Genomic DNA, 24,971 nt, shown 5'->3' with positions numbered 1-24,971 from the left:
AAATAGGGGTTCGTTTTTTAATTATCTATAGTAATCTGCCATTCGTCTACACTTATCTATGGCTTAGGCTAAATTAAAAAAATAAAGACGTCATCTCAGGTACTTTTGTACTGTAAATAACAAATAAAAACAATTATTATGAAAGTTTTAGCCATAGATGATCAACAGTTAGTATTACTTCCGCTTGAGAAAAGATTATTAGAGTTGGGATACGAAGTGAAGATAGAAACTGATGCGTCAAAAGGATTAGAATTATACGACTCATTTAGTCCAGACTTAGTTATTGTAGATATAAATATGCCAGGTGTTTCAGGTTTAGATGTTGTAAAACATATTAGAAACACTAAAAATTCTGATACCCCAATAATGATATTATCTGGTAACACTAAAGATGATACTATTACTGAAGCTTTTGAACTAGGAATTAATGATTATATGAAAAAGCCATTAAGCCTTAACGAAATCTGCGCAAGAGTAAAACGATTAATAGGTGTACCACAAATCGATAATGCAATTCATTCTAAAAGCAATGTGATGATTCAACAACGTTGTGTTGGAGTTGTTATTCCTTGTTATGACGAAGAAGAGCGTTTGTTAAGTGATGAGTTTTTAAATTTTGTTGATGAAAACTCAGGGTATCATTTGTGTTTTGTTAATGATGGTAGTAAAGATAAAACCTTAGAAGTGCTCCATGAATTACAAAAAGGAAGAGAAGATTTTATTACGGTTTACGATTGTGAAAAGAATGGAGGCAAAGCAGAAGCTGTTCGTTTAGGAATGCTTCATATGGCCAAAAAGGATGATTTAGATTATATCGGATTCTTAGATGCTGATTTGTCGACAGATTTATCTGATTTTGATGATTTGGTAAAGACGATTGAAAACTCAGATTTTAAAATTGTGAGTGGCTCTCGTATCTCTAGAATGGGGGCAAACATCACTAAAGAATCGGCTAGAAAAATAATCAGTTTAACAATCAACTTTATTATTAGAAAAATCTTAAAAATGGATTTTAAAGACACACAATGTGGTGCTAAAATTTTCAGCAAAGACGTTATTGATATCGCTTTCTCTGAAAAATTCGTAACGCAGTGGATTTTTGATGTAGAAATCTTTAAGAGAATGACCATCCATTTCGGACTTAAAAAAGCAAAAGCAATGCTTTGTGAGCAGCCTTTAAAACGTTGGATTCATGCTGATGGTTCTAAATTATCTATGAAAGATTCCGTGAAAATTGTTGGTCAATTAGCACAAATTGCTTGGGTCTATAGATCTAAAAAATCAAATTTAAAAACAATTAGAAGCTTAAAGGTGGCCTAAATAAACGAACAATAAAGACTAATGAAAATTGGAATTATCATCATATTTCATAATAATGAGGCGGATATCGATACGTTGTTTTTTATAAATCAAATTAAGGCATCAGAACATATTGAATTCTGTTTCGTGGACAACGAAAGTAAAGATGCCACTTTATCATTATTAGAAGATATAAAAGATGCTTGTGCAACTAATGTTTCTCTTATAGAAATAAAAAGAAATATTTCAGAAACAGCAGCAAATAGAGCCGGAGCACGATATATGTTTAATGAGTTTAATTTAAAACATATTGGCTTTTTAAACACAACTGCAGTTAAAGATCAGGGTGTGGAATTAAATGCTTTAATTGAAAGTTTTTGTCATCATAAAGATAAAATTATAGATTTTAATTTGCATAAAATAAAAACTCAAGAGGTAAAGAAAACCCTATTTAAAAGGGTCTTTTCTGTTTTGGACTATTTAAATTATATCCACCCTCAGATAACCTCAGCTTTTAACTTATAAATTGACTAAATAAACATATGAAAGCTTATCCTATAAAATTCGAACCTATTCTTAAAGAAAAAATTTGGGGAGGAGAAAAATTAGCGACACTTCTTAATAAAAATTCTAATTCAAAATCTGTTGGAGAAAGTTGGGAAATTTCTGGAGTGGACGATAATATTTCTGTTGTTGCAAATGGAATCTACAAAGGACAAAAATTAAACGACTTAATAAAGACGTATAAAAGTGATTTTTTGGGAGCTTCTAATATCGCAACTTTTGGAGAAAATTTTCCATTACTCATAAAGTTTTTAGATGCTAAAACCAATTTATCAGTACAAGTGCATCCAGATGATGCGATGGCTAAAATATATCATAATTCTTTTGGGAAAACAGAAATGTGGTATATCATGGATAGCGATGATGATGCTGAAATTATTTTGGGTTTAAAGAATGAAACTATAGAGAAAAAGGTGCTGGCAGATATTAATGCTTTAAATGTAGATGCTATCTTTAATACTGAAAAAGTAAAACAGGGAGATAGTTATTTTATTCCTTCAGGAAAAATTCATGCTATTGGTGCTGGTGTTTTAGCGGCCGAAATTCAACAAACAAGTGATATTACATATCGTGTTTATGATTGGGACCGCGAAGATACTAATGGAGTTAAAAGAGAATTACATACAGAATTGGCTGAAAAGGCAACGAAATCTTTTGCTTCAAATGGAAAAAGCAGTTATAAATTAAAATCCAATACGACTAGTAATCTTGTTGAATGCGACTACTTTACCACTAATATTTTTGAAGTTAAAACTCTTATGGAGAGAACATATGAAGATCGAGATAGTTTTGTGATTTTTATGTGTGTTGAAGGCAGCGCTAAGGTCTCTGTAGCGAACTATACCGAACAGCTTAAAATGGGAGAAACCATTTTAATTCCTGCAAGTACCACAGATGTCCGTTTTACTTCAGATTACGCCAAACTTTTAGAAGTGTTTATTGTGTAGTCTGAAGCTATGATCGTAAAGGTTTGCTTAAAAAACAGATTAGAATATCATAATAATTATACATTTGCAGAATACAATATTTATTATGTCATTAGAAAGAGAACTACAACAACGAAGTGGCTCAAAATGTGAGCTTAGTGGAAGTGAAGAAAACTTATCTGTTTATATCGTTCCAGATGTACAAGAGAATGGGTTAAAAACAGCATTGTATGCATCGAAAACGTGCATAGAACAAATGAATGATGCAGATGCTATTGATGATAACCATTGGAGGTGTCTTAATGATAGTATGTGGAGTGAGCATGATGCTGTGAAAATAATGGCTTGGAGAATGCTAAACCGAATTAAAGCTGACTGGACGCGTGATTTATTAGGAATGATGTACATGGAAGAAGATACGTTAGAACTTGCCAAAGCATCTGGTGATGGTGAACCTGAAGCAGATAAAGTAATTCATCGTGATGTTAATGGTGTTATTTTAGAGAATGGGGATTCTGTTGTTTTAATAAAGGATTTAAAAGTTAAGGGTTCTAGTATGGTTGCCAAACAAGGCGTTGCTGTTAGAAATATTAGACTAGATCGTGATAATGCGGAATATATTGAAGGGAAAGTTGGACCTACTCTAACCGTAATTATTACCAAGTTTGTAAAGAAATTATAATTTACTTACAACGTATGTTTCTAATTTTAATTTGCACGGTGTAACGATTGTGAATGTAGTTTTGAAAAAAGACCACTATAATCAATTAACCACACCATATAGAAAGCATCAATTTTAGAACATAAGTATCAACATTGAGTTAATAATATATAATATTTCAAAGACCTGATTCTTAATTGATTCAGGTTTTATTTTTCCTACAAATCAATAGTTTTAAAACGTGTTGTTAGTCGAAAGAATAAACAAAGTATTTCAAGTTATCTAAGCAAATTAGCGCTTTGTCGAATATATCTCAAAATAAACGCATAAATGTCTGATATTGTGGTCATCCCTCTAAATAATAGCACAAAGTATACTGATTAATAGCCTCAATTAGTATGAACACTTAAACATTATTTATTATGGACTTACAGATTACAAACTACAACAATCGTTTTCAGATTAAAGGAGCTTTAAATAAATTGAATTTAAAAACGTTCAATGCTCATTTTTCAAATGTATTTGATAAACTTGATAGTATTCTACTAGATATCGAGCAAGTAAATAATATCGATAGAGCAGGTGTTATGGCATTAGCAAAATTGCATAATGAATCGATTACAAAATCAAAACAATTATCTATTATCGGTTTTGGGTGCAAAGAGTTATACGAGCATTTTAAATCTGAAGAATCAAAACAGACCATGGTTGATTCCCTTGAAATTGTTGCGGCCTAAACGATAGAAATTTCTATCATAACATAGAAAGAAGAGAAAATGGTTTACAAAATTCTGTGTTACACTTGGCTATTTTGGATGCGTTTTTTTTTTATTATTTTGACGAATTCAATTTTAACAAGACATATCAGCGACTATTTTCCATTCACCATTTATTTTTTTGAAAATTATCATAAAAACACCATTGGCATTTCCAACTTCACGTTTTAGATGGTATTCACCCATTACCCAATAATTATCACCTTCAATTTTTGAAATATCATTAATCACAAATTTTAAGGTGCCACTTTCTGCTTTTGTCGGATAGCCTTTCTTGTAATTAGCTAAGGTTTGATGCCAGCCTTTAGTAAGTCCATTGCTACCATAAAATTTAAGCGAATCGCTTTTCCAGTAGCCTTGCATAAAACCTTCTAAATCATGATTATTCCACGCAATCTCTTGTGCTTCCATTACTAAGCGTATGCCTGCTTCAGCAAGTTCGTTAGATTCGCTTTTGTGCGTTGTTTCTGTGGTAACGTCTGCCTTAATACTAATACAGCTAAAACACGATAAGGCTATGGCAAAGACGAGAATATATTTCATAAGAATTGGTTGTTATTTATCATTTAAAAATAACAACTAATTTTCTAAAGTATACCTTTTTGTTGTTTTAAAAACGCATCGGCTTGATTTTGCATAAGAATTCTTGCCTGCTTTCGCTTATAGTTCATCACGTCTTCTTCATCCGCGATTTCAGTGTAGACTTTATTGTTAATTTCATTATCGGTTTTTAAAAGGAGTTGACGTTCAGCAACCTTTTGCATGGTCCAGGTTTGAATGGTACTTTCTTGATCTTGTAGTTTGTAATCGAATTCACCTTTGGGAGCTAATAGTTTGGCTATGATTGGTGAGGTTTCAATCGCTAAAAACAATAGAAAAATAAAGAAAGATGGTAGCCACGGTAATTCACCCAAAGCGGTAATGCGAGCCATTAAGCCATCAAAATTATCAATAATAGGTTGTGTGGTTTCAACGTTAGCAGCATAATCGTCTTGAAGTGTTGCTATTTGAGTTTCAAGCGCTTCGATTTTAGTTTGAGTATCAGATTTTAATTCTTGTAACTCGGCTAATCCAGCATCATGTTTGTCGCGCTTTTCCTTATACACAGGACCTTTGCCTAAGAGTTTAGAGCCCGCTGTGCCTTCAGCTTCTGAAATATAAGTATCATATAAACCATTGACTTCCGCTTCTTTGGTATCAACTTGAGCATTTAAGCCTGAAATTTCATTGTCAAGCGCAGCAATTTTAGGGCTAAACTGTTCAGCGATTTGATTCTGATTCGCTAAGGTTAAATCATTTTTTTGTTCTAATAAAACTTGATTAATTTCTTTTTCAAAAATCTTTAATTCTAAAGGCTTTGAAATGACTACAGCAATAATTAACGCTAAAAAGAGTCGTGGAGTCGCTTGAAGGATTTCATCTAAAATATTGTCGCGTTTTTTAATCGTTGATACAATATAGCGATCGAGATTAAAAATGAGTAAACCCCAAATGAGTCCAAATAAAATTGAAGTATAGAGATTGTCAAATACGGTAAAAAGTGCATAACTAGCTGCAATGGTTGCCATAACAGCGGTAAAGAAAACGGTAGCTCCAATACCAGCATATTTGTTCTGTTCGCCAATGGAGCAGTCGTTTAAAATGTCGGTGTCAGCGCCAGAGCAAAGGATAAAGAATTGCTTTAACATAAGTGTTTGTTTTTTGATTGACCTAAAATTTAGGCTGATTGATTGACTATTAGAACGCTAAAACATACTTTTTGTTACATGTTTAGATGAAAAAAGCCTCAATTAAGAGGCTTTAGTCATGAAAATTTAAAAATTAGGGGTACTGTAATTATATTTAATCTGTGACAGTAATAACTATAGGTGCTATCTCTGAGTTAGAACCATCTTTGACCGCAAACAGAACAAGCTGATCATCTTTTTTTGCACTTTCAAGATGTTTTAGGGCTTCAGCATCTAGCACATTACTCTTTATATGTTGCGTTGGTTGACCAGGAATTTTAAACTTAAATTCAGTTACTTTTCCATTTTTAGTGCTGAGCATTATATCCTTAATCTCATTTCTTGTTAAAGCTATTTTTCCTGTTTTAATTGTTTTAGCATTAATCATTGGTAAGATGCTTTCTTTTTTTTCTAGCTGAGGGTCTTCCACCACTTCTATGATTTCCCCCTTGGTAAATGATTGGTTTTGTTTTTCAGGAGGAGGTGGCGGAAATTTAGGAAATGGTTCAGTATTTTTCTGCTGTTCTGTTGTCATAGAATTATAAATACGTTTGTGTTTTTCAACATCCTTGTATTTAACTATAGGGTAAGTATACTCCTTTGGGTTTTCGTCTGCCTTTTTTTTCGTACTATTTAGTTTCTTAGCCCAAGCATTGTATTCTGTCACTTCCTTTACTGTTGGTTTTTCTTGGATTTCTTTGTCTTCGCCTACTTCTTTATCAGTTGATACATTATTTCTACGATTAGATAGCTTTACAACATACTTTTCATTAGCGTCTAATTGTGTTAGGATATCTGTGCGCTTACCTTTATTATTTGCTGCAATGGCTTTTGCTTCTTTGGCAGAAATTTCTTCATCATCTAAATAGAAAGAAGCACCTTCGTTTTCCATCTCTATTATAAATTCTAAAAAGGAAGGGTTGTATATACTTTGAGTGTTATCGGGGTTGGGGCCTCCTTTAGATGTTTGTTTTGCAGGAGGTGGAGGTGGTGCTATTAAGGGTTCATCAGCTTGAATAATCTTAAAGTCATATTTTCTAACCAAAGCGATTACGTTTTCTAATGTCTTTTCTGAAGCATCACTTTTATCGATTCTGACGGAAACTGAGTTAGATTCATCAAAGGACTTCGATAAGGTTTTTAGTTTTAATTCTATGCTTTTTAGCGACCCTAATTCGTCATCAACTAATAGTTGTCCTTTTCTATTAATAAGGATTACCATAATTGGTTTTTCTTGACTATTAGAATTGGTATATTGGGCTGGCACAGGTGGAGCCATTAAAATGTTATGCTTTTCTAATTCTTCTTTTGTAAAAGAATTATAAATCTTATCGGCTTGTGCTTTTAAAATTTTAAGTTCAGAATTATCTGTCTGAGGTCCTTTTAGGTATGCTCCAATAGCTTCAGAATAAGTTTTTGTGAGTTTTCTATATTTAGTCAAATCTGCCTCTTCGTATGTTTTTCTAAAGCCTTCTTTTGTGTATAAACTAGATTGAAATGGTTGAGGAAATTTTGCTGTACGTGCATTTTTATAGACTTTAGACTCTGTGAAATGCACAATATCCTTTACGGAGTAATTGTCCAATTCAGAATTGGGTACATTTTTACCATCTAACCATATCGCAAATCCCTTTGTGTTTTTCCAAGATTCAAATTGAGCAGAAGTTGGCTGATTTGGTTCAACTTTAGATTTAGATAATTTCATATAATCCTCTAAAAAATTGTGATTCTTTAAGAGTGAATTTTCTTGTTGTTCTGGAAATTTTTCAACTGATGCTCTTTGTTTTTCGGACATAAGTTCATTATAAATAATTATAGCTCTTTCGTATTTATTAAAATGTACTGTATTGGTCTCTTTATATCTCGTTATAAAATCACGATATTCTTGCATTAATTTTTCTGTCGCTTCTTCAGATTGGGAGTTATTTTGAACTTGCAATAATTCAGAGGTTTCTATATTATCTTTTTCAACATATTCCTTTTCAGCAAAACTGTAAAAAAGAATCGCAATAATTGGCAATACTAATAACGTACTTAGCCAAACTCTGGTTTTTGAGGTTTGTGTTTTCATAACTGTAAATCGTTTTTTGATTGATGAATAATTGATGGCACTCGAGAATTGATAATCTTGAGTGTTTGATGAAAATTGTAATAATATGTTTTGATAGGTTTTAGTGCTTACACCTTGCTTTAAAACGGCTTGGTCTGCTAAAAACTCATGATTTAATTTAACATGATGTTTCAGTATGTATATTAATGGATGAAACCAAAATACAATTTGTAATACTTCTAAAATAATAATATCTAAACTGTGTAATTGCTTGGCATGGGTTTCTTCATGTAACAATACTTCTTTTGGAATGTGATTAGATTCATATCTGTTTTTATTAAGAAAGATATATCTAAAAAAGGAATGTGGAATCAGATTTTCCTGCATCAACACATAAATGAAAGATTGGTTTTTTACGGTTTCATTCTTAGAAATCCGATGTTGCATTTTAAATAGATTAATAACAAAACGTAATGTGAATAATAAGACACCAAAGCCGTAAATGAACCAAAGTGTCGTTTCTAAATCGAAAAAGGAAGGTTCTTCAGTCGGGATTTCAATTAAGTCAGGATCAATATTCATGAATATTGGTGCCGTTTCAAAAGTGGTGTCAATAGGTTCAACATATTCGGTTATGGTTAGTTTTGGAATGATTAAAGCTAAAGTCAATGCGCCCAATAAATAGAAACGTTTAAAATGATGCCTATTCTGACGTTCTAAAAAAAGAACGTAGACCAACCAAAATATACCTAAGCAAACCGAAAATTTAAATATGTACGTTTCCATAATTATCGGTTTTTAATTTCTGTGTCTATAATTTTTTTAAGCGCTTCTAATTCGTCTGTAGATAAATCCGTTTTACGTGTAAAAAAGGACGCAAACTGCGAAGCGCTATCATTAAAAAAGGTTTTAATGAGTCCATTAACATGCTTAGAGAAATAATCTTCTTTTTTTACTAATGGAAAATACTCTCTAGATTTACCAAAGGTTTTATAATCAATAAAACCTTTACCAATCATTCGTTTTAGTAAGGTGGCAACGGTTGTAGTGGCAGGTTTTGGTTCCGGGTAACTCTCTAGCAAATCTTTCATAAAAGCTTTGTCGAGTTTCCAGAGGTGTTGCATTAGTTGTTCTTCAGTTTTAGAAAGTTGCATGCTCTACGTTTTTAGAATTAACTCTACAAATGTAGAGTATATATTTTGATTCTACAAATGTAGAGTAGGAATTAAGTGTGTGAATAGTTTTATTAAGTGATTAGTTTTGGGGGATTTAAAATGAAAAAGCCTTATGATTAGTGCTAATCATAAGGCTTTTTTGAAATTAAATAAGTGTTTTTAAATCACTTAATTATTTTGATAATTCTGTAAAATATTTATAAAACCATGGAATAGTTTCAATACCTTTTAGGTAATTCCATACTCCAAAATGTTCGTTTGGTGAGTGAATCGCATCGCTATCTAAGCCAAAGCCCATTAAGATCGTTTTACTATTTAATTCTTGTTCAAAAAGGGACACAATAGGAATACTTCCTCCACTACGTTGTGGAATTGGTGTTTTTCCAAAAGTTTCTTCATAGGCTTTAGATGCCGCTTTGTAACCTAAACTATCAATTGGCGTTACGTAACCTTGGCCACCATGATGAGGCGTTACTTTTACAGTCACACCTTTTGGAGCGATACTCTCAAAATGTGTTTTAAACAATTCTGTAATCTCTTCCCATTCTTGGTTAGGCACTAAACGCATTGATATTTTAGCAAAAGCTTGACTTGCAATGACTGTTTTAGCTCCTTCGCCTGTGTAACCTCCCCAAATTCCGTTAACATCTAGTGTTGGACGGATAGAGTTCCGTTCGTTAGTGGTATAACCTGCTTCACCATAAACTGCATCAATATCTAGTGATTTCTTATAGGCGTCAAGAGAAAATGGTGCTTTTGCCATTTCAGCACGTTCTGCATCCGATAAGTTTTCAACCTTATCATAAAAACCAGGAATGGTAATATGATTGTTCTCATCATGAAGCGATGCAATCATTTTAGTTAACACGTTAATCGGATTGGCGACAGCTCCACCGTATAGTCCAGAATGTAAATCACGGTTTGGTCCTGTAACTTCAACTTCAACATAACTTAAACCTCTTAAGCCGGTAGTAATTGATGGTACATCTGGTGCTATCATTCCAGTATCTGAAATCAAAATGACATCATTGGCTAATTTTTCTCTGTTATTTGCTACAAATTTTGCCAAGTTTACACTTCCAACTTCTTCTTCACCTTCAATCATAAATTTTACATTACAAGGCAACTCGTTATTAGTTGTCATGTATTCCATGGCTTTCACATGCATATACATTTGACCTTTATCATCACAAGCACCTCTGGCAAAAATGGCGCCTTCCGGATGTAATTCTGTTTTCTGAATGATAGGATCAAAAGGAGGTGAATTCCATAAGTCTAATGGATCTGGTGGTTGCACGTCATAATGACCATATACCAATATAGTTGGTAAATTTTTATCAATTATTTTTTCACCATAAACAATAGGGTAGCCTTCAGTTTTACATATTTCCACATGGTTGCATCCTGCTTTTTCTAGGCTTATTTTTACGGCATCAGCTGTTTTTAGAACATCAGATTTGTACACAGAGTCTGCACTAATTGATGGGATTTTTAATAAGTCGATGAGTTCGTTAAGAAATCGATCTTTATTATCGTTGATATAAGATTTTATAGATTGCATAATAGCGCTTTGATTTTAATCAAAAGTAGGAATTTAAAGAGGAATATGTTAATCATGAACAAACTTTAAGAAATCATTTAGAATTCTTGAAAATTAAATATTTGTTTATTCAAACAATTGTTTATATTTGCAACCCAATATTTATTGGATGAATGCAGGCGTGGTGGAATTGGTAGACACGCTAGACTTAGGATCTAGTGCCGCGAGGTGTGAGAGTTCGAGTCTCTCCGCCTGTACAAAGTAAGAAAAGCTTCTCATTTTTGAGAGGCTTTTTTTGTTTGTTATAATTCTGTTTCTATGGTGTTATAATAAAAGGTCTGAAACACTTAAGATTTAACTTCATTTCTTAACATCGTAATTTTTTAAAAGTATGATGAATTATCAAAAAATAAATTAGGTGACTATTTATATAATTACCTTAAAAGTGTGTTATATTATCTTTAATATAGTTTTGTTTCGGGTACGTTGTTAATATAGAATATATATATGATAAAAGGGTAATGCTGTGACTATATTTTTCTTCCGAATTTTGTACCAGAGAAATTAAATAACTCTCTTCTATTAATTTAAAACAAGACATTATGAAAAATATAGCAATAAACCCTACGATCTGGCAGCCGATTTCCTATTCAGCTTATATCGCAGATAAAAAAGAAAATTCGAATCGTATAAAAATCCAGGATTCGATTGTTAAAACAACAGGTAAGGAATCTCGTAATGGAAAATTACAGTCTAGTGTTATGAGCTCGTATAATTCCTTCAAAAGCTTTTTTATTAAATCAACAGTGTTTACAAATACATTTCACGTATAATTTTAAAGCGTGATTATAATTGTAATAACAAATAAAAAGGTGCTCAATTGAGCACCTTTTTATTTGTTATTACATAAAGTGTTGATAATTTAGACTTTAAAAGTCAAAGCCCATTCCAAAGGAGATTCTAATACCATCAGAAGAATTAAAGACTCCTAAATTTGCCGATAGTAAATCTATAGCATTAACAAAAAATCCACCGCCATAGGCATTATGCCATTTTTCAGAGGTGTCGTCGTCGATCCAAACACGACCATAATCGAAGCCTCCATACATGCCTAGTTTAATAGGAATTAGTTTTGTTTTCATACGATTGAAACTATATCTCAAATCTGTATTTTGATAAAAGGCATTCTTCCCGGTAAAACGTTGATTTCTATAACCTCTTAAGCCATCGAGTCCACCTATGGAAGCAGCTTGATAGAATTCGAAACCATCTCCAAAATTCAAATGACTTTTTAATTTAGTGGCGAAAACCAAACGTCCTGATGGATTTAATTTTCTTGCAAAGGCTATATCAGTTATAAGATATCCAAAATTACGATTGCTAACTTCTAAATTATCTTTATAACCTGTTTCAATAGAGAAATTCATTCCATTGGTTGGGTAAGCTTCATTATCGTAATTAGAGTAGGTATAGCTTGCATTGATACCCCCGAAGTGCTCTTCATCAAAGACATAGCTTGGTAATAAATTGTTATCTGAAACAAAACGATTATCACTATTTTGAATTTCATTGACCTCATAACTGATACCAAAATGAACAAGGCTTCCCCGCTTAGAATTCCAGATAAGCTGTGGACTTAATCTAAAAACTCTAGTTTTAACTCGGTTATAGTCTAAGCCAAAGTCGTCATCAGAATTTTCGGTTTCATTTCCGTAACCAAAGAAATTGACGCTATAATTAGGACTTTGAAAATGCGCTTGAAATCCAAAGTTTAAGTTTCCAATTACATTTGCAAACTCACCTTTGTAGTTTAGTTCATAACCTTCAGTAGCAAAATAATAGGCGGCTTTAAGTTGGTGCTGTGATGTAAATGGGTTGCGTTCAAAACCATAAACGGTGTAGGTATTAGTTAAACCTATTTTTAATCCGTCGTCTGGATTTGCACCTAGGGTAGGAATGATTTGATTAACATTATTTTTAATTTTTCGATAATCATACACGTTTGTATTATAATCGTCTGTTAATTTAATTCGGGCCGTTTTAGCTTGTGATAGGTCATTTTTCTTCGATTTATAATCGTATATAACTATGTTTTTACCCGACTCTACTTTGTAGTCATCATTGTTTTGTCCACCAATAAAACGAACTTTAATTTTAGAGATTTTGCCCTCAACTACAAAGCTATCATCATCGTCTAATCCATAAATCCAGATTTCCTTAGTTGATTTTGGTTCATAGATTTTATGATGAAAACGATCTTTAATAGTATCATCTTTTTTACGAAATAGCGATACCTCGACTTTACCATTTTCTAAAGCTTTAACATGGATATAGTCATCTTTATTTGTTCCTGTTACAATAGCATATCGACTAATTAGTTTAACATATCTATCTGAAATTTTTTGAAGATTAGCCCGCCTTTCTTTTAAAATCTTTTTAATTTCAATAATAGATTGCGGGTCTACTTCTTTAGGAATATCGTTAAACGCGTCATCTATAACGGCATCCGTAATTTGAGATTGAATGAATTGCACCTGTTCATCCCAATCTAACTTACTAGACTCTGGAATAAAGGCTACGTCTAATGAAAATCCAGACACATTAAATCCTTTGACATCTTTTAAATCATCTTCATATTTTCTAAATTTTCTTGCCGCAGGAATAAGTGCTACGCCAGAGGCAAACAAAAAACCATCAGACATTTTAGAAAACGCAAAATCTCTATCTCTTGGTAAGGGTTTATAAATTGTTTTTCCATCGTTTTCAAATACTAACCAACGCCATTGATCTTGATGTCTGTCTGCATCTCCAATGAGCATATCAAACAATCGGGCTTTAATAAATTCTTTTTCGTCTATAATTTTAGATTCGTCGCTTAACACATCTTGCAGCATATCTACGGTGCTCACAATCTCTCCTGTAAAATTTCCTGCAGCTAATTCGTTATGACCATCAGAAGGGTGTTCTTCAAAGAGGTAAAGTTCGTTTCCAAAATCTTCGTTATAAACCCCTAAAGCACTTTGTTTTGGGATATAATATAATTTGGGATTTAAATGGGATAGGTTTATAGCATTAGATAATGCTCCTACTGCAAAAGGGGCGTATGGATAGGCACCGGCAAAAATATCCTCTAATAAATCTTCGGATGCTGTTTCTGTAAATTGCCCTTCAACATACTGATCTTTAAAAATAGCAGATTGCATAAATTGGTCTGCTTGCTTTTTCATAGCACGCATTACATAGCGTTTTCCTTTAGAGGTAGTTAAATGAAGCGTTTTTGATTGTGTACCACCACCTTTTCTAAAAGGTTTTAAGCCCCCCATTAAGGTGTCTAAATTAACGACCCTCGCTTTTACATTTGTACTGTATTCATCTCTGTAGCGATCGCCCCATAAGAATTTATAAAAGCCAGATTTATTAGTGTCTTCTTTTGAATAAATTGAAGCACTTATAGAATCTGAAGTTATTTTGGCATATGTAGTTTCAGAAGCTTGTTCGGGTTGTTTTATTTGTTTATAAAACTCCACTTCCTCAGAAGTTGAATTAAAGAACTGAACGTCCACGGCTTTATCATTTCCTATGTTTAATACAGCATAACCAGGGATGGCATGTCCGTAATTATCAGAATTACGGATTCTTAAAGGTGTAGTTTTAGAACCCGAACCACTTACGATTTGAGACACATTATCGAACTCTAGATATTGTAAGTTGTGCTCATGTCCTGATACAAAAATTACATTTTCATTTTGTTGAGCCGTCGCAATTAGATTTTTCCTTAATTCGTTATAAAATGGATTAGAAAAATCAGCATTTACAATACCAGTAGATGTTCTTAAAATATTTTTTAGAGTTCCAAGAACAGGTAAAGGTTTCATGTTTTCTTTTACACCATAACGTCCGTTATGTGGCCCGTTACTATACATAGGATGGTGTATGGCAACTAAAGTAACTTTGCCTCGCGCTTTTTTTATTTCCCCTCTAAATTCGTCTAAAAAATCAGCTCTAGTTTTTATTTCGCAATCATCATTAATTGTTGGGTGATTATTCCAGTTGGTAACGTACCAATGCGAATCTACAATCAACATTACAATATCATCACTAATGTCTATCTTTTCAATAGGACAGCCGTTTTCTGGTTGAAATGTATTCTTTCCTAAGGCATCTTCAACCATTTTTTCTTGTTCCTTTAGGCCTTTTAAACCGCTATACCAATCGTGGTTTCCTGGAATGAAATAAACACTTCCAGGAAATGTTTTAGCAACATCTAACTGAAGCTTTAGGGCATGTTCAGCCGCTTTAATGGCTTTATCATTTTTTAAAGGCATGCCGCGTGGATATATATTATCTCCAAGAAAAAGAAGGAAATCATCTTTGTCTGCTTTACCAAATTGATTTTGTAATTTTAATAGAGTTTTTGGTGCTGAGCCATCCTCTTCAGGCTTTCCTACATCTCCAATTAAAAATAAGTTGGTAGTGTTCTTATCAATATGTTTAATTTCTTTAGCACTAGCATTAACATTGTGAGAATTATAAGTCGCACAGCTGTTAATCATTAATCCCATGCTAATTAAACTAAATAGTAGTTTTGCTTTCATTCTTTTATCAATTATTATGCGGTTTGTAAATCTTCTACTGTAAAAATATCCGATACTTTTTTAAGCTTTCTGTTTATACTTACTCTAAGCGCTTTCATTCCACTTGCACCTTGAAGTTCTTCTAATTCTACTATTTCGAAATCATTTTCAATATAATTTTTAGCTTGTAAAAATTCAAAATAAGCCAAGTATTCTTTTTCTATGGCATTGCTAGAGTACACTACAGAAAGTTTGTGCGGTTGTGTTAAACGTTCGTTTGTGTTTTTGATGTGAGCTTTATCAATACGTTTTTTAATCATTTCGTAACGTACATTATAAGCTCCATCTACATCAAATTGTTTTTCATCTATACGATAGCGAATTGTAATGGGAATGTCATATGCAAGTATTAAGGATGCTACTTCTAATTGTAAAGGAAAATCTTTTTGCTTTTCGTAGTACATCGCTTCCATTTCGCAAGTCACTTGAAGTTGCCACAAACGTAAATTGTACAAAACAGTTGGATGATAGTTTAAATGCTTTGAGATAGATTGCCCTATATATAAATTATGCTCAATTCCATCGGTTTTAAATTTTTCAAAATAATGTGGAAATATTTCTTGAGCCCTAAGTTGTTGTTGGTCTAAAAATGAAGACAAGGCCTTGTTTCCTTTCTCAATAGTAGTATCATAAGCTTTTCGGGCATCATATAAACTACTTGTTGCTTTATCAATCGTTTTAAGAAATTCTTCAACATCTTCAACTCCTTTAGAATTATTCTGAAAATGTTCGAATAAAGGAAAGAGTTGTTTTTCGAAAAAGATATTAATTTCTTGTTCTGAATTGGTGTGGAAATTGAATTTTAATTCACTTAAATAGTTATCAATTTGAAAAATTAACTGTTCGTAAAAAGGCAAACTTATTTTAATCCTATTATTAAGAATGTTTTTACTCTTTTCTAATTGCCTTGTGAGGTCAATTCTAATGGCTTCATTTCTTGCATTAGATGAGCCAACCACATCGATTTGCCCAAAAAGAGGAACGACATCTTTAAATACAATCTCTTTAAATACCGGATTTTCTCCGAAATTTCGTTCTTGTATGTATTTACTAGCTTCTTCTTCAAAACGCCACTGTACAGAAGGGTGTATAGCCGTGCATTCTTGTTGTATTATGGCACTGATTTCATTTTGGTGTTCAGAAAACGTACGTTTAGAATAGCTTATAATGAAAGGCAAAATGGTATCTAACTTTACCATATTAATGGCATTAAGCTGGTTAGGTTTAAAGGCTGCTAACTCTATTATAAAACCTAATTCTCCATTAACAGGAACAGGAATAAGCGCAACACTTTTTAAGCCTTTTTTTAATAAAGCATTACTTAGTCTGTTACCACCGCTTTTTTTGTGATACGTTTCTACATTTGAAATAATAATAGGCTTACGATCTTTAAAAAGCTGACAGTTAATGTGTCCGCAAGCGTATTCATTAATATTAACATCTTCATCCGCTACTAGCGTTAACATATTAAAATTTCTATCAAAAGGAGAAATGATTTTATCATGTTCTACACTATAGCTCCCAAGTTGTAACTGCGGATTGTTAAATATGCGTCTAATATCTTCAATTAAATATTGAAAGCTTTCGCTATTAGGTTCTATTAAGTGGGTTTTAAAATCATCGATGCGTTCGTCTAAAGAGGTATCTATAAGATTCACTATGCCAAAGCCTTCGATGGTCCAAGAGTCTTTTGGAAAGTACTTTTCCCAGATTTCAAGACTATTTGCATTGCTTAACAATTCGTCTAATATTTCATCTGTAATTTCAATAGCATTGTCATTAGGATAGATGTCTAGAAAATCAGCATTAAAAGCCACACGATAACGCTTTCTGTTTCCGTTTTTGTCTATAATAGATAAGGTTTTTGGCCTTTCAAAATCGACATTGAATTTGTAATGGATATTTAATATAATAGCATAGGTGAGTAGATCAAAAGAATCTTCATAGTCCTTATACAATTCATTAAAAATAGTATCGCTCACTTCTGCATTGCTGATAATATGTTCTAATCTTGAACTGCAATAAAAAACGTCGCTAGTATACGGAGTAACGGCAGCTTTTATTTCATTTTCAGATAAAGCTGAAGGGAAGATATAAGACATTAGCTGATCTATAATCGGCTTATTCTTTAAGAAATCTTCCGTTGTAGTTGATCCGGCTGATAAAACAGGGTGCTTATCAAATAATTCTAATGCTTGCTTAGCCTGTGTTTGCACTGCAACATTATTTGAGTCTAGTAAACGGGTAAACTTATCTTTTAGTAAGCGTAATGATATATTTACCTTAAAGGGGCCTGTAGTTTTATTTTTCATACATTTTAAATTTATACTATAAAGGCATGTTTATATAATAACTATATATAAATGATGCTGCCGATATAATAATTCCGAACATAAAAACGGTATACGTAATTCTTAATAATTTGTATTTTCTATTAAGCACCAAACCTAAATAATACAAATCTTTTGTAAGTGAATTGTATAAGGTGTCTTCATTATCCATTAAGTAGTCGATTCCCCATTCAAAATCTTGCAAATTCATTTTATGAAAATTTCCAAAAAACAGGATGTTTGTTTTTTTCTCCTTAATCATGTCTTTAGTGATGGCGACATTAGATATTTTAGGACGCGTAGATAATACCGATAATATTATAGATGCCACACTAGAAAGGGTTAAGATTAAAGTCGGATAAACTAAAAATAAATTTGAAGGATTATCGAGCTTCGGAATTAAATTAGATAAAGCAACCGAAATAATAATAGCGTTTACAGAAAGCAGTATGTTGGCTTTGGTGTCTGCAATAGCACTTAGTTCTATATGATTTTTTAATTGTACACGATACATGGTTTCGACACCTCTACCAAATTTTTTGCTCTTCTTTTTTTTCTTCTTCTTTTTCTGCGATAATTTATATATCTCTTTTTGAATTTCTAATAGGTTAAGCTCCTTTTTAGGCTGCCAAATTTGTTTCGCGGAATCGGAATAAAACGAATGCTTTTTAAGAAAGGCAAGGTTCTGTTCCATCCATTCAATGTTAGAAATATGATTGCCGTTTTTTGCATTCATTTCTTTAAACAGATTCTCTGAACTATCTAAATAGTTATTAGAAGCAATATGGCCACAATCGGCATCTCTAATTATAGATTCTAATTTATTATTTGGTTTAAGCTCAATTTTTGTTGCTAGAATTAATTGCTCCACTTGTTTAAGTGTTTCTTCAGAAAGATGACGTTCCTTTAAAAACGCGTGAGCAATCTTAACACTTTCTTCTTCATGACCAATATCTGTATGAATGAAACCCGTATCATGAAACCAGCCGGCTAATAACAAGGCCAAAGTCTCGTTTTCAGTACACTGTTCGTTACTAGCTAATTCAGCAATACTAGCGACAACATTTCTGGTGTGAATAGCATTGTGATAATAGTTGGTTGAAGCTAACTGCTTATTTAGCAGTTCTGCAACATATATTTCTACATCGAATAAAAGATTTTCTTCCATATTACAAATTTACGTTGTTTTAATAGTCGAATAAAGTGATATTTACTATCATTTTTTATAAATGAAGTGTAATGAATTTTGTTTTTAACTCACCATAAGCTTAGTTTAAAACTTTTTTAATCTAGAATTTAGGAATAAAACTAGATTCTAGATGTGATAATTATAGTATTATCCATAAAGCCATTGTGTAATATTTTAGGTTATGGGCTATTTTTTAAAGCGTTAGGTAAATATGTTACGCAATACAGTAAAAGATATAAACGTTAATCTTTTTCTATATTTAGTAGACAATTTAATACAATTACATCAATCGGAGGTGCGTAGTTCCTAAAAGGTATACAAGTTTGTGTCTTTTTTTTTAATTTCTTTCGGAGTCCGTGCAGGGATCTTATGCTCTCTAAAGATATTGATAAAATTCTTGATGTCTTCATTTCCTTTTTTATAATAATTTAGGCTGACTAAGAGCCGTAAACTTTTGTTTTTTTAGAACAAGAATTTGGAAGTGTTAAAGTTAGCTTTCTATTTTGTACTAATTCGTTCTTCTATACTAAATTAACTATTGAGTTTTAATATAACATTAAGAAGGGTAAAATGGCATACATATAAGATAAACAACTTGTGATGAGATTGAGGTTTTGTTTAGAAATTTGCACTCTAAATTTTAGTCGTAAAAAGTGATTTATGAAAGTTGAATTTTCTAATAGAAAAGCCTTGCTATCGTTAGCAATTGGTGGTTTTGGAATAGGGCTTACGGAGTTTGTCATTATGGGCATTTTACCAAATGTAGCCAATTCTTTAGCCATTACTATCCCACAAGCTGGTCATTTTATTTCAGCTTATGCCTTGGGTGTGGTAGTCGGCGCTCCTTTATTAACGAGTTTTAGTCATAAATTATCTCCTAACCGTATGCTGTTATTGCTAATGGTATGGTTTACTGTTTTTAATACGCTTTCCGCTTTTGCATCAGACTATAATATGTTATTGGTTGTGCGTTTTTTATCAGGACTGCCACATGGTGCATTTTTTGGAGTAGGGGCCGTGATAGCAGGAAAATTGGCAAAAAAAGGAAAGTCGGGCCAAGCTATTGCAGTAATGTTTTCAGGACTTACAGTCGCTAATGTTATAGGTGTTCCCATAGGAACTTATTTAGGAAATCAATACCACTGGAGTGCTTCTTTTTTAATGGTTGGGGTTGTCGGTCTATTAACTCTAGCTAGTATTTTTTACTGGATGCCACAATTTAAAAAAGAAGAGAAACAGCCTTTGAGTGAAGAGAATAAGGGGCTTAAAAATCCTGAGCTTTGGGGGTTAATTGCACTTACAACTATAGGAACGGGTGGTTTTTTTGCTTGGTACAGTTACATTGCTCCATTATTAACCGAGGTGGCACATTTTTCTGATAACGTCGTAAGTTATGCTATGATTGTTGCAGGGTTAGGTATGTTTGTAGGGAATTTTTTAGGAGCAAAAATGGCTAGTATTTTTACGCCTTTGCGTTCTGTTATGATTAGTCTCGTAGCTATGGCAATTGTTTTAGTAGTAAACTCATTTCTTGCTTCTAACGGACTATTGGCTTTGGTATTAACTTTTACAATAGGGTTAATTGCTTTTAGTATTTCAACTCCAATACAAATGGCTATAATTAATACGGCTAAAGGCTCTGAAATGCTTGGCTCTTCCATGAATCAGAGTGCTTTTAACATGGGAAATGCTATGGGTGCATATTTAGCAGGGTTACCAATTGCTTATGGTTTTAGTGTAACATCGTCGTCATTAGTTGGTGCTGCGCTTGCTTTTTCTGGGGCTATAATTGCCATATCAATTTTACTTTATAGGCAACGAAAGATTAAGAACGCTAGTCAACCGCAACTCGATTCGAATACATAATTAGCTATTATACCAAATTCATAGCATCGTAACGTATCATGAAAATGGAATACGCATAATTAGATGTTACTATAAATAATAAAGGTGCTCAATTGAGCACCTTTATTATTATAAATGTAATATGAAAAATTAGTAATTAAAGCTTAATTAGTTTCGTCGTTAATATTTGGTTATTGTCATTTTGAACCTTAACCATATACATTCCTGAATTTAAAGAGGACACATCAAAAGTGTCAACCCTTGTAAAATCTCCTTTAAATGATTTCACTAATTTACCTGTTAGATCGTACACTTCAACATTTGAAACATTAACATTAATGCTAAATGTTGTTTGTGACGGATTAGGATAAATACTGAATCCTAATAATTCCTGATCATTAACACGTAACACCTCTGAAGCTTTGTTTCCTAATATTCTAAACTGACCAGCAGGTATTGTAATTGTTGAGGTAGAGTTGCTAACGGTTGTGTTTCCTGTAGCGTCCATAAGATCATACCATGTCGTGGTTACACCGCTAGGAAAATTGGTGTCAATACTTTGAGAGACAACATCAAAATTAGCATAAATAATTACATTTTTTAATTCTGAAGTTGGAATTGAATTATCAAAAATATCAATTCTTGGAGTTAAATCTCCTGAAGTAATTTCGTAATCACCTTCAAAAACGGGTTCTTCGATTTTAAGTTTGTGTAGTTTAGACCAGTCTTCATAAATCTGACTTCTAAGCGCATCGGTTAACCAATTATTTGTCCATTGTGGTTGAGGTTTTGTATCTAATTTACAACCGTCGTTATTATAGCTCCCATCGTTACACGTAAAAATAGAAGTATCCATTCCTAGTTCTCCAAAATGCCATATCATTTTTGGACCAGGTACCATTACAGAAACAGCACCTAATGCAGACATTCTAGACAATGCGGTATTTAAATCGCGTACATTATGACTGCTATTGCTAGTGTTACCAAAGGCTACATTTTTGTACATTAGACGTTCTTCATCATGACTTTCAGTATAACCAACCAATCTTGGTCCGTTGAAACCAGAATGTGCTTTATGTCCCATTCTGTTGATGTTTTTGTTACCACTTTCAGCCATTGTGATTTCTGCGTATTGGTTATTCATATTTCCCCACATCATCACACCTTTCCCTTCACTAAGTCTGTAATTAGCCCATTCTTTTTCTTCATTGTCAGATCCTAAATGCTCAAAAATCACATAATGATCAGGGTCTAATGACCATGAATGATCGGCATATTCTTTTAAAACATCCACACGGTCTTGTTGGTAGTTTCCGGTGCAGCCTTCATCTCCGCCATCAGAACCATTCCCACAATTTTGTGTAAATCCTTTTGTTAAATCCCAACGGAAACCATCGATTTTATATTCTTCAATCCAATATTCTACAACTTGTTTTACATAGTCTCTAGTATAATCTGAACTGTGATTAAAATCATTACCAACACTATATGAGTGTGTAGGTAAGACATTAAAATAAGGGTTTTCGGTTGAAGGACCTCCCCAACCATCACCATCTGAATCATCCATCCACATTCTAACCATTGGATTTCTTCCGTAAGCATGATTAAAAGCAATATCTAAAATAACAGCAATACCGTTTTGGTGGCAAATATCAACGAGTTCTTTAAATTTTTCTCGTGTTCCATAAAACTTATCAATAGCCATATGAAAAGACGTGTTGTAACCCCAACTTTCGTTCCCCTCATATTCCATTATCGGTAATAATTCAATAGCATTGACATTTAGATTTTTGAAATAATCAATTCTATCAATAATATCTTGAAAATTACGATCAGCATCAAAATCTCTAATTAAAACCTCATAAATAACTAAATCTTCTTTAACGGGCTTTGTGAAATTAGTAACTTCCCAATTGTAAGGGGTTTGTCCGGTTTGTAGTACGGTTACTTCACGTTCTTGACCCGCAGGGTAAGCTGGCATATTTGGATATGTTGAAGCCGAAATATAGGGATCATCAAAAGGAGATAAAACCAAAGGAGAGTACGGGTCTGCTACTTTAACCAATGAAGGCGATCCAGATATTGGACTTGCATCGCCAACCCAATATTGGTAAGTTTCAATTTCACCAGCTGTTAAACCAGTTAACTCAATCCAAAATTTTGTTGATGAGTTATCTTTTTTCATCGCATATGTACTTGTAGGATTCCAATCGTTAAAACTTCCAGCGACATATATAAAATCTTTATTAGGAGCATCCACAACTAAAGTGGCTTTTGTAGGGTCAGAAGAATTATAATTAATTCCATCTATCATATTTGCAGGCAATGTTTCAATAACTGTACTATTAACAATTATTGAAAATTGCTTAGAGATCGTTGAAGATCCTTGTGTGATAATTAATTCGCAATTTTGGTTTTGAGTTAAATTAGAAAACAAATAGCCATTGTAAAATGTTGTATTGTTTTGTGTGTGAACACTAGTTCCATTTACGAAAAGTTCATAATTAGCAGGTCCTCCTGTGTTTTGAGCTAAAATTTGAGTGTTAGCACCATTATTAACAACAACAATTCCATTTGCACTTGCTGAAGGGTTAATCATTGTAACCTGAAAAGCACCAACATTGAAAATAAAGTTAGCACATCCGGAAGCTTTAAATTGTTGAGATCCATCTTCATTTCTAAAAACCATTCCCATTTTGGTTACACTATTTTCTTCAGCCGTACTTAGACCAAAATAAGTGTTTGGAGTAATGGTAATACTCCAAGTGCCATCATTATTGTTTGTCATTTCACCAACACCATCGTCAAATCCCCAATTTCCTATAACGGCAATTCCGTATTCATCACTTTCATTTCCCACACCTAAATGTGCATAAACTTTTGATGGGTTATTAAAACCATTACAGTCTGTCTCAGTACTATTGGTATCGATTGTTATCGTAACCGTTTCGTTTACTAAAATAGGACTAGTGCTAGTTGTAACTTGAGCGATTGCTATTAAAGGAAGTAATAACAACAAATTAAGTAAGATTTTTTTCATAATAAGATTTTTAAAAGCTAAAAAAAGGCTATGATAATTCATAGCCTTTTTTTTAAATATGTTTATTATTCTACAGCTATTAAAATGTAGCTACCATCTAGGTCATTAAACCAAATGTTATAAGTTCCAGCCGTAACCGGTATATCTGCTCCTCCTAGGTCTCCAAAACCACTTATAGCATTTGCACTACCCCAACTAATATCCCATGCATCATCTGCTCTGAATTTTAGGAAACCATCACCTAATTCTACACCATTCATATTCCAAATATGTGGATCGAACGTTGTTTGCGTCATATCAGTGTCTGCATCCCAACCTCCTGCAGTTGAATCTCCAATGATACCAATAGTAGCATATGTTGCAGCTGCTGAAGCATCATAAGTTTCTAACGTATAGGTCATTTCATCAATGTTTAAATTAAATGCATAATAACCATCTGCAGAGATTACAAATGCTGATGGGTCGTCTGTACTACCATCATTTACAGCTGCTTCTCCTGTGTTTGCACCAGCTCCCCATTGTGGTTGCCATTGTCCTAATACTTCAATTAATTTAAAGCCTTCAGGATTGGTAGCATCTGGCGAAAAATAACCTGTATAACTATAGATATTTTCATTATCAGGATGTCTAACTAAAGGGGTGTTGTTATTTAAATTATCCCATCCTGCTGCAGTAGCGTCACCAATTAAAAATAAATTTTTGAAAGTTTCTTCAACGTCAATATCACCCCCAAGAAGTCTTAAGTTTAACGCTTCAGTTTCAGAAATTATTTCTAAGGTAGCATCTGTTCCTACAGTAGCTCTTACTCTAAAATATACACTACCAGCATCTGGTATATCTTCTGTATTTGGGTCAGCATCTAAACCAGCTTCTTCTGCGTAATCTAATAAATTACCAATAGTAACAGCATAGGAATTTTCGTTAGTCGTTCCTACAATCTCCATATCGCTAAAATCACCAATTATCGATTTTTGTAATTCGTAATTAATGTTTGTTTCTATATCAAAATCAGCATCACCCCATGTAAAACGTTCTCCTAGATTTGCTGAAATAGAAGGTATTAAAAGATATTCTGATTGAAATGAATTTGTAAAAACTAATTCACCATTAGGTTGCGCAATATATGTTAAACTGTCGTCAGTATCACATGCATTAAAGCTAATTGCAGTGATAAGTAATAGCGCTATAAATTTTATAGTTTTCATTGTTTTGAAT

At 32.9% G+C, this 24,971-nt stretch carries 17 protein-coding genes and 1 tRNA gene; 8 read left to right on the top strand and 10 right to left on the bottom strand.

What is annotated here, in order from left to right; all coding sequences use genetic code 11:
- Positions 1 to 138 precede the first annotated feature (138 nt).
- The 5 genes from HM986_RS03130 to HM986_RS03110 all read left to right on the top strand — a co-directional run bounded on the left by HM986_RS03130 (position 139) and on the right by HM986_RS03110 (position 4,187).
- Positions 139 to 1,320 (top strand): response regulator, encoded by a 1,182-nt coding sequence (locus tag HM986_RS03130; protein WP_179333614.1) that lies wholly within the window; start codon positions 139 to 141, stop codon positions 1,318 to 1,320.
- A gap of 21 nt (positions 1,321 to 1,341) precedes the next feature.
- Entirely contained in the window at positions 1,342 to 1,824 is a 483-nt protein-coding gene (locus tag HM986_RS03125) for a glycosyltransferase family 2 protein (protein ID WP_179333613.1), read from the top strand.
- A gap of 17 nt (positions 1,825 to 1,841) precedes the next feature.
- Positions 1,842 to 2,810: a type I phosphomannose isomerase catalytic subunit gene (locus HM986_RS03120; RefSeq protein ID WP_179333612.1), complete on the top strand. Its 969-nt coding sequence runs from the start codon at positions 1,842 to 1,844 to the stop codon at positions 2,808 to 2,810.
- A gap of 85 nt (positions 2,811 to 2,895) precedes the next feature.
- Positions 2,896 to 3,471: a PhnA domain-containing protein gene (locus tag HM986_RS03115; RefSeq protein WP_179333611.1), complete on the top strand. Its 576-nt coding sequence runs from the start codon at positions 2,896 to 2,898 to the stop codon at positions 3,469 to 3,471.
- Positions 3,472 to 3,872: 401 nt separating this feature from the next.
- Positions 3,873 to 4,187 (top strand): STAS domain-containing protein, encoded by a 315-nt coding sequence (locus HM986_RS03110; RefSeq protein WP_179333610.1) that lies wholly within the window; start codon positions 3,873 to 3,875, stop codon positions 4,185 to 4,187.
- A 114-nt stretch (positions 4,188 to 4,301) separates the two neighbouring features.
- On the opposite strand, the gene HM986_RS03105 is transcribed toward HM986_RS03110, so the two are convergent.
- The 5 genes from HM986_RS03105 to HM986_RS03085 all read right to left on the bottom strand — a co-directional run bounded on the left by HM986_RS03105 (position 4,302) and on the right by HM986_RS03085 (position 10,739).
- Entirely contained in the window at positions 4,302 to 4,769 is a 468-nt protein-coding gene (locus tag HM986_RS03105; protein ID WP_179333609.1) for a YybH family protein, read from the bottom strand.
- A gap of 44 nt (positions 4,770 to 4,813) precedes the next feature.
- A complete protein-coding gene (locus HM986_RS03100) occupies positions 4,814 to 5,914 on the bottom strand; it encodes a DUF4407 domain-containing protein (RefSeq protein WP_179333608.1) in 1,101 nt (366 codons plus the stop codon).
- Positions 5,915 to 6,068: 154 nt separating this feature from the next.
- Positions 6,069 to 8,789: a M56 family metallopeptidase gene (locus HM986_RS03095; RefSeq protein ID WP_179333607.1), complete on the bottom strand. Its 2,721-nt coding sequence runs from the start codon at positions 8,787 to 8,789 to the stop codon at positions 6,069 to 6,071.
- 2 nt (positions 8,790 to 8,791) lie between these two features.
- The gene (locus HM986_RS03090) at positions 8,792 to 9,157 is read right to left on the bottom strand and encodes a BlaI/MecI/CopY family transcriptional regulator (RefSeq protein WP_179333606.1); all 366 of its coding nucleotides are present in this window, start codon (positions 9,155 to 9,157) and stop codon (positions 8,792 to 8,794) included.
- Between the two features lie 193 nt (positions 9,158 to 9,350).
- Entirely contained in the window at positions 9,351 to 10,739 is a 1,389-nt protein-coding gene (locus HM986_RS03085) for a dipeptidase (RefSeq protein WP_179333605.1), read from the bottom strand.
- 154 nt (positions 10,740 to 10,893) lie between these two features.
- On the opposite strand from HM986_RS03085, the gene HM986_RS03080 reads away from it, so the two are divergent.
- Together HM986_RS03080 and HM986_RS03075 are read left to right on the top strand one after the other, a co-directional pair.
- Positions 10,894 to 10,975, top strand: a tRNA-Leu gene (locus HM986_RS03080).
- A 345-nt stretch (positions 10,976 to 11,320) separates the two neighbouring features.
- Positions 11,321 to 11,551, top strand: coding sequence for a hypothetical protein (locus HM986_RS03075; RefSeq protein WP_179333604.1), 231 nt, complete (start codon positions 11,321 to 11,323; stop codon positions 11,549 to 11,551).
- 96 nt (positions 11,552 to 11,647) lie between these two features.
- Here the strand turns inward: HM986_RS03075 and HM986_RS03070 are convergent, their stop codons facing one another.
- Genes HM986_RS03070 through HM986_RS03060 form a run of 3 tightly spaced genes read right to left on the bottom strand, consistent with a single transcriptional unit; the run spans position 11,648 to position 18,850 of the window.
- Entirely contained in the window at positions 11,648 to 15,313 is a 3,666-nt protein-coding gene (locus HM986_RS03070; RefSeq protein WP_179333603.1) for a metallophosphoesterase, read from the bottom strand.
- Between the two features lie 14 nt (positions 15,314 to 15,327).
- On the bottom strand, positions 15,328 to 17,664 hold the full coding sequence (locus tag HM986_RS03065) for a hypothetical protein (RefSeq protein WP_218841383.1): 2,337 nt from the start codon (positions 17,662 to 17,664) through the stop codon (positions 15,328 to 15,330).
- Positions 17,665 to 17,680: 16 nt separating this feature from the next.
- The gene (locus HM986_RS03060; protein WP_179333602.1) at positions 17,681 to 18,850 is read right to left on the bottom strand and encodes a Pycsar system effector family protein; all 1,170 of its coding nucleotides are present in this window, start codon (positions 18,848 to 18,850) and stop codon (positions 17,681 to 17,683) included.
- A gap of 681 nt (positions 18,851 to 19,531) precedes the next feature.
- Here HM986_RS03060 and HM986_RS03055 point away from each other — a divergent pair.
- On the top strand, positions 19,532 to 20,737 hold the full coding sequence (locus HM986_RS03055) for an MFS transporter (protein ID WP_179333601.1): 1,206 nt from the start codon (positions 19,532 to 19,534) through the stop codon (positions 20,735 to 20,737).
- Positions 20,738 to 20,873: 136 nt separating this feature from the next.
- Here HM986_RS03055 and HM986_RS03050 read toward each other — a convergent pair whose 3' ends face one another.
- The gene (locus HM986_RS03050; RefSeq protein ID WP_179333600.1) at positions 20,874 to 23,756 is read right to left on the bottom strand and encodes an alpha-amylase family glycosyl hydrolase; all 2,883 of its coding nucleotides are present in this window, start codon (positions 23,754 to 23,756) and stop codon (positions 20,874 to 20,876) included.
- A 65-nt stretch (positions 23,757 to 23,821) separates the two neighbouring features.
- A complete protein-coding gene (locus tag HM986_RS03045) occupies positions 23,822 to 24,961 on the bottom strand; it encodes a SusF/SusE family outer membrane protein (RefSeq protein ID WP_179333599.1) in 1,140 nt (379 codons plus the stop codon).
- Positions 24,962 to 24,971 lie beyond the last annotated feature (10 nt).

The organism is Winogradskyella costae, from assembly GCF_013403865.1.
Classification (GTDB): domain Bacteria; phylum Bacteroidota; class Bacteroidia; order Flavobacteriales; family Flavobacteriaceae; genus Winogradskyella; species Winogradskyella costae.
Note: the sequence above shows the minus strand (reverse complement) of the source record. Positions and strands in the feature narration are given on the sequence as shown.

Coding starts and splice junctions, on each gene's coding strand:
- HM986_RS03130 (WP_179333614.1), top strand. CDS start 139: ATGAAAGTTTTAGCCATAGATGATCAACAGTTAGTATTACTTCCGCTT.
- HM986_RS03125 (WP_179333613.1), top strand. CDS start 1,342: ATGAAAATTGGAATTATCATCATATTTCATAATAATGAGGCGGATATC.
- HM986_RS03120 (WP_179333612.1), top strand. CDS start 1,842: ATGAAAGCTTATCCTATAAAATTCGAACCTATTCTTAAAGAAAAAATT.
- HM986_RS03115 (WP_179333611.1), top strand. CDS start 2,896: ATGTCATTAGAAAGAGAACTACAACAACGAAGTGGCTCAAAATGTGAG.
- HM986_RS03110 (WP_179333610.1), top strand. CDS start 3,873: ATGGACTTACAGATTACAAACTACAACAATCGTTTTCAGATTAAAGGA.
- HM986_RS03105 (WP_179333609.1), bottom strand. CDS start 4,769: ATGAAATATATTCTCGTCTTTGCCATAGCCTTATCGTGTTTTAGCTGT.
- HM986_RS03100 (WP_179333608.1), bottom strand. CDS start 5,914: ATGTTAAAGCAATTCTTTATCCTTTGCTCTGGCGCTGACACCGACATT.
- HM986_RS03095 (WP_179333607.1), bottom strand. CDS start 8,789: ATGGAAACGTACATATTTAAATTTTCGGTTTGCTTAGGTATATTTTGG.
- HM986_RS03090 (WP_179333606.1), bottom strand. CDS start 9,157: ATGCAACTTTCTAAAACTGAAGAACAACTAATGCAACACCTCTGGAAA.
- HM986_RS03085 (WP_179333605.1), bottom strand. CDS start 10,739: ATGCAATCTATAAAATCTTATATCAACGATAATAAAGATCGATTTCTT.
- HM986_RS03075 (WP_179333604.1), top strand. CDS start 11,321: ATGAAAAATATAGCAATAAACCCTACGATCTGGCAGCCGATTTCCTAT.
- HM986_RS03070 (WP_179333603.1), bottom strand. CDS start 15,313: ATGAAAGCAAAACTACTATTTAGTTTAATTAGCATGGGATTAATGATT.
- HM986_RS03065 (WP_218841383.1), bottom strand. CDS start 17,664: ATGAAAAATAAAACTACAGGCCCCTTTAAGGTAAATATATCATTACGC.
- HM986_RS03060 (WP_179333602.1), bottom strand. CDS start 18,850: ATGGAAGAAAATCTTTTATTCGATGTAGAAATATATGTTGCAGAACTG.
- HM986_RS03055 (WP_179333601.1), top strand. CDS start 19,532: ATGAAAGTTGAATTTTCTAATAGAAAAGCCTTGCTATCGTTAGCAATT.
- HM986_RS03050 (WP_179333600.1), bottom strand. CDS start 23,756: ATGAAAAAAATCTTACTTAATTTGTTGTTATTACTTCCTTTAATAGCA.
- HM986_RS03045 (WP_179333599.1), bottom strand. CDS start 24,961: ATGAAAACTATAAAATTTATAGCGCTATTACTTATCACTGCAATTAGC.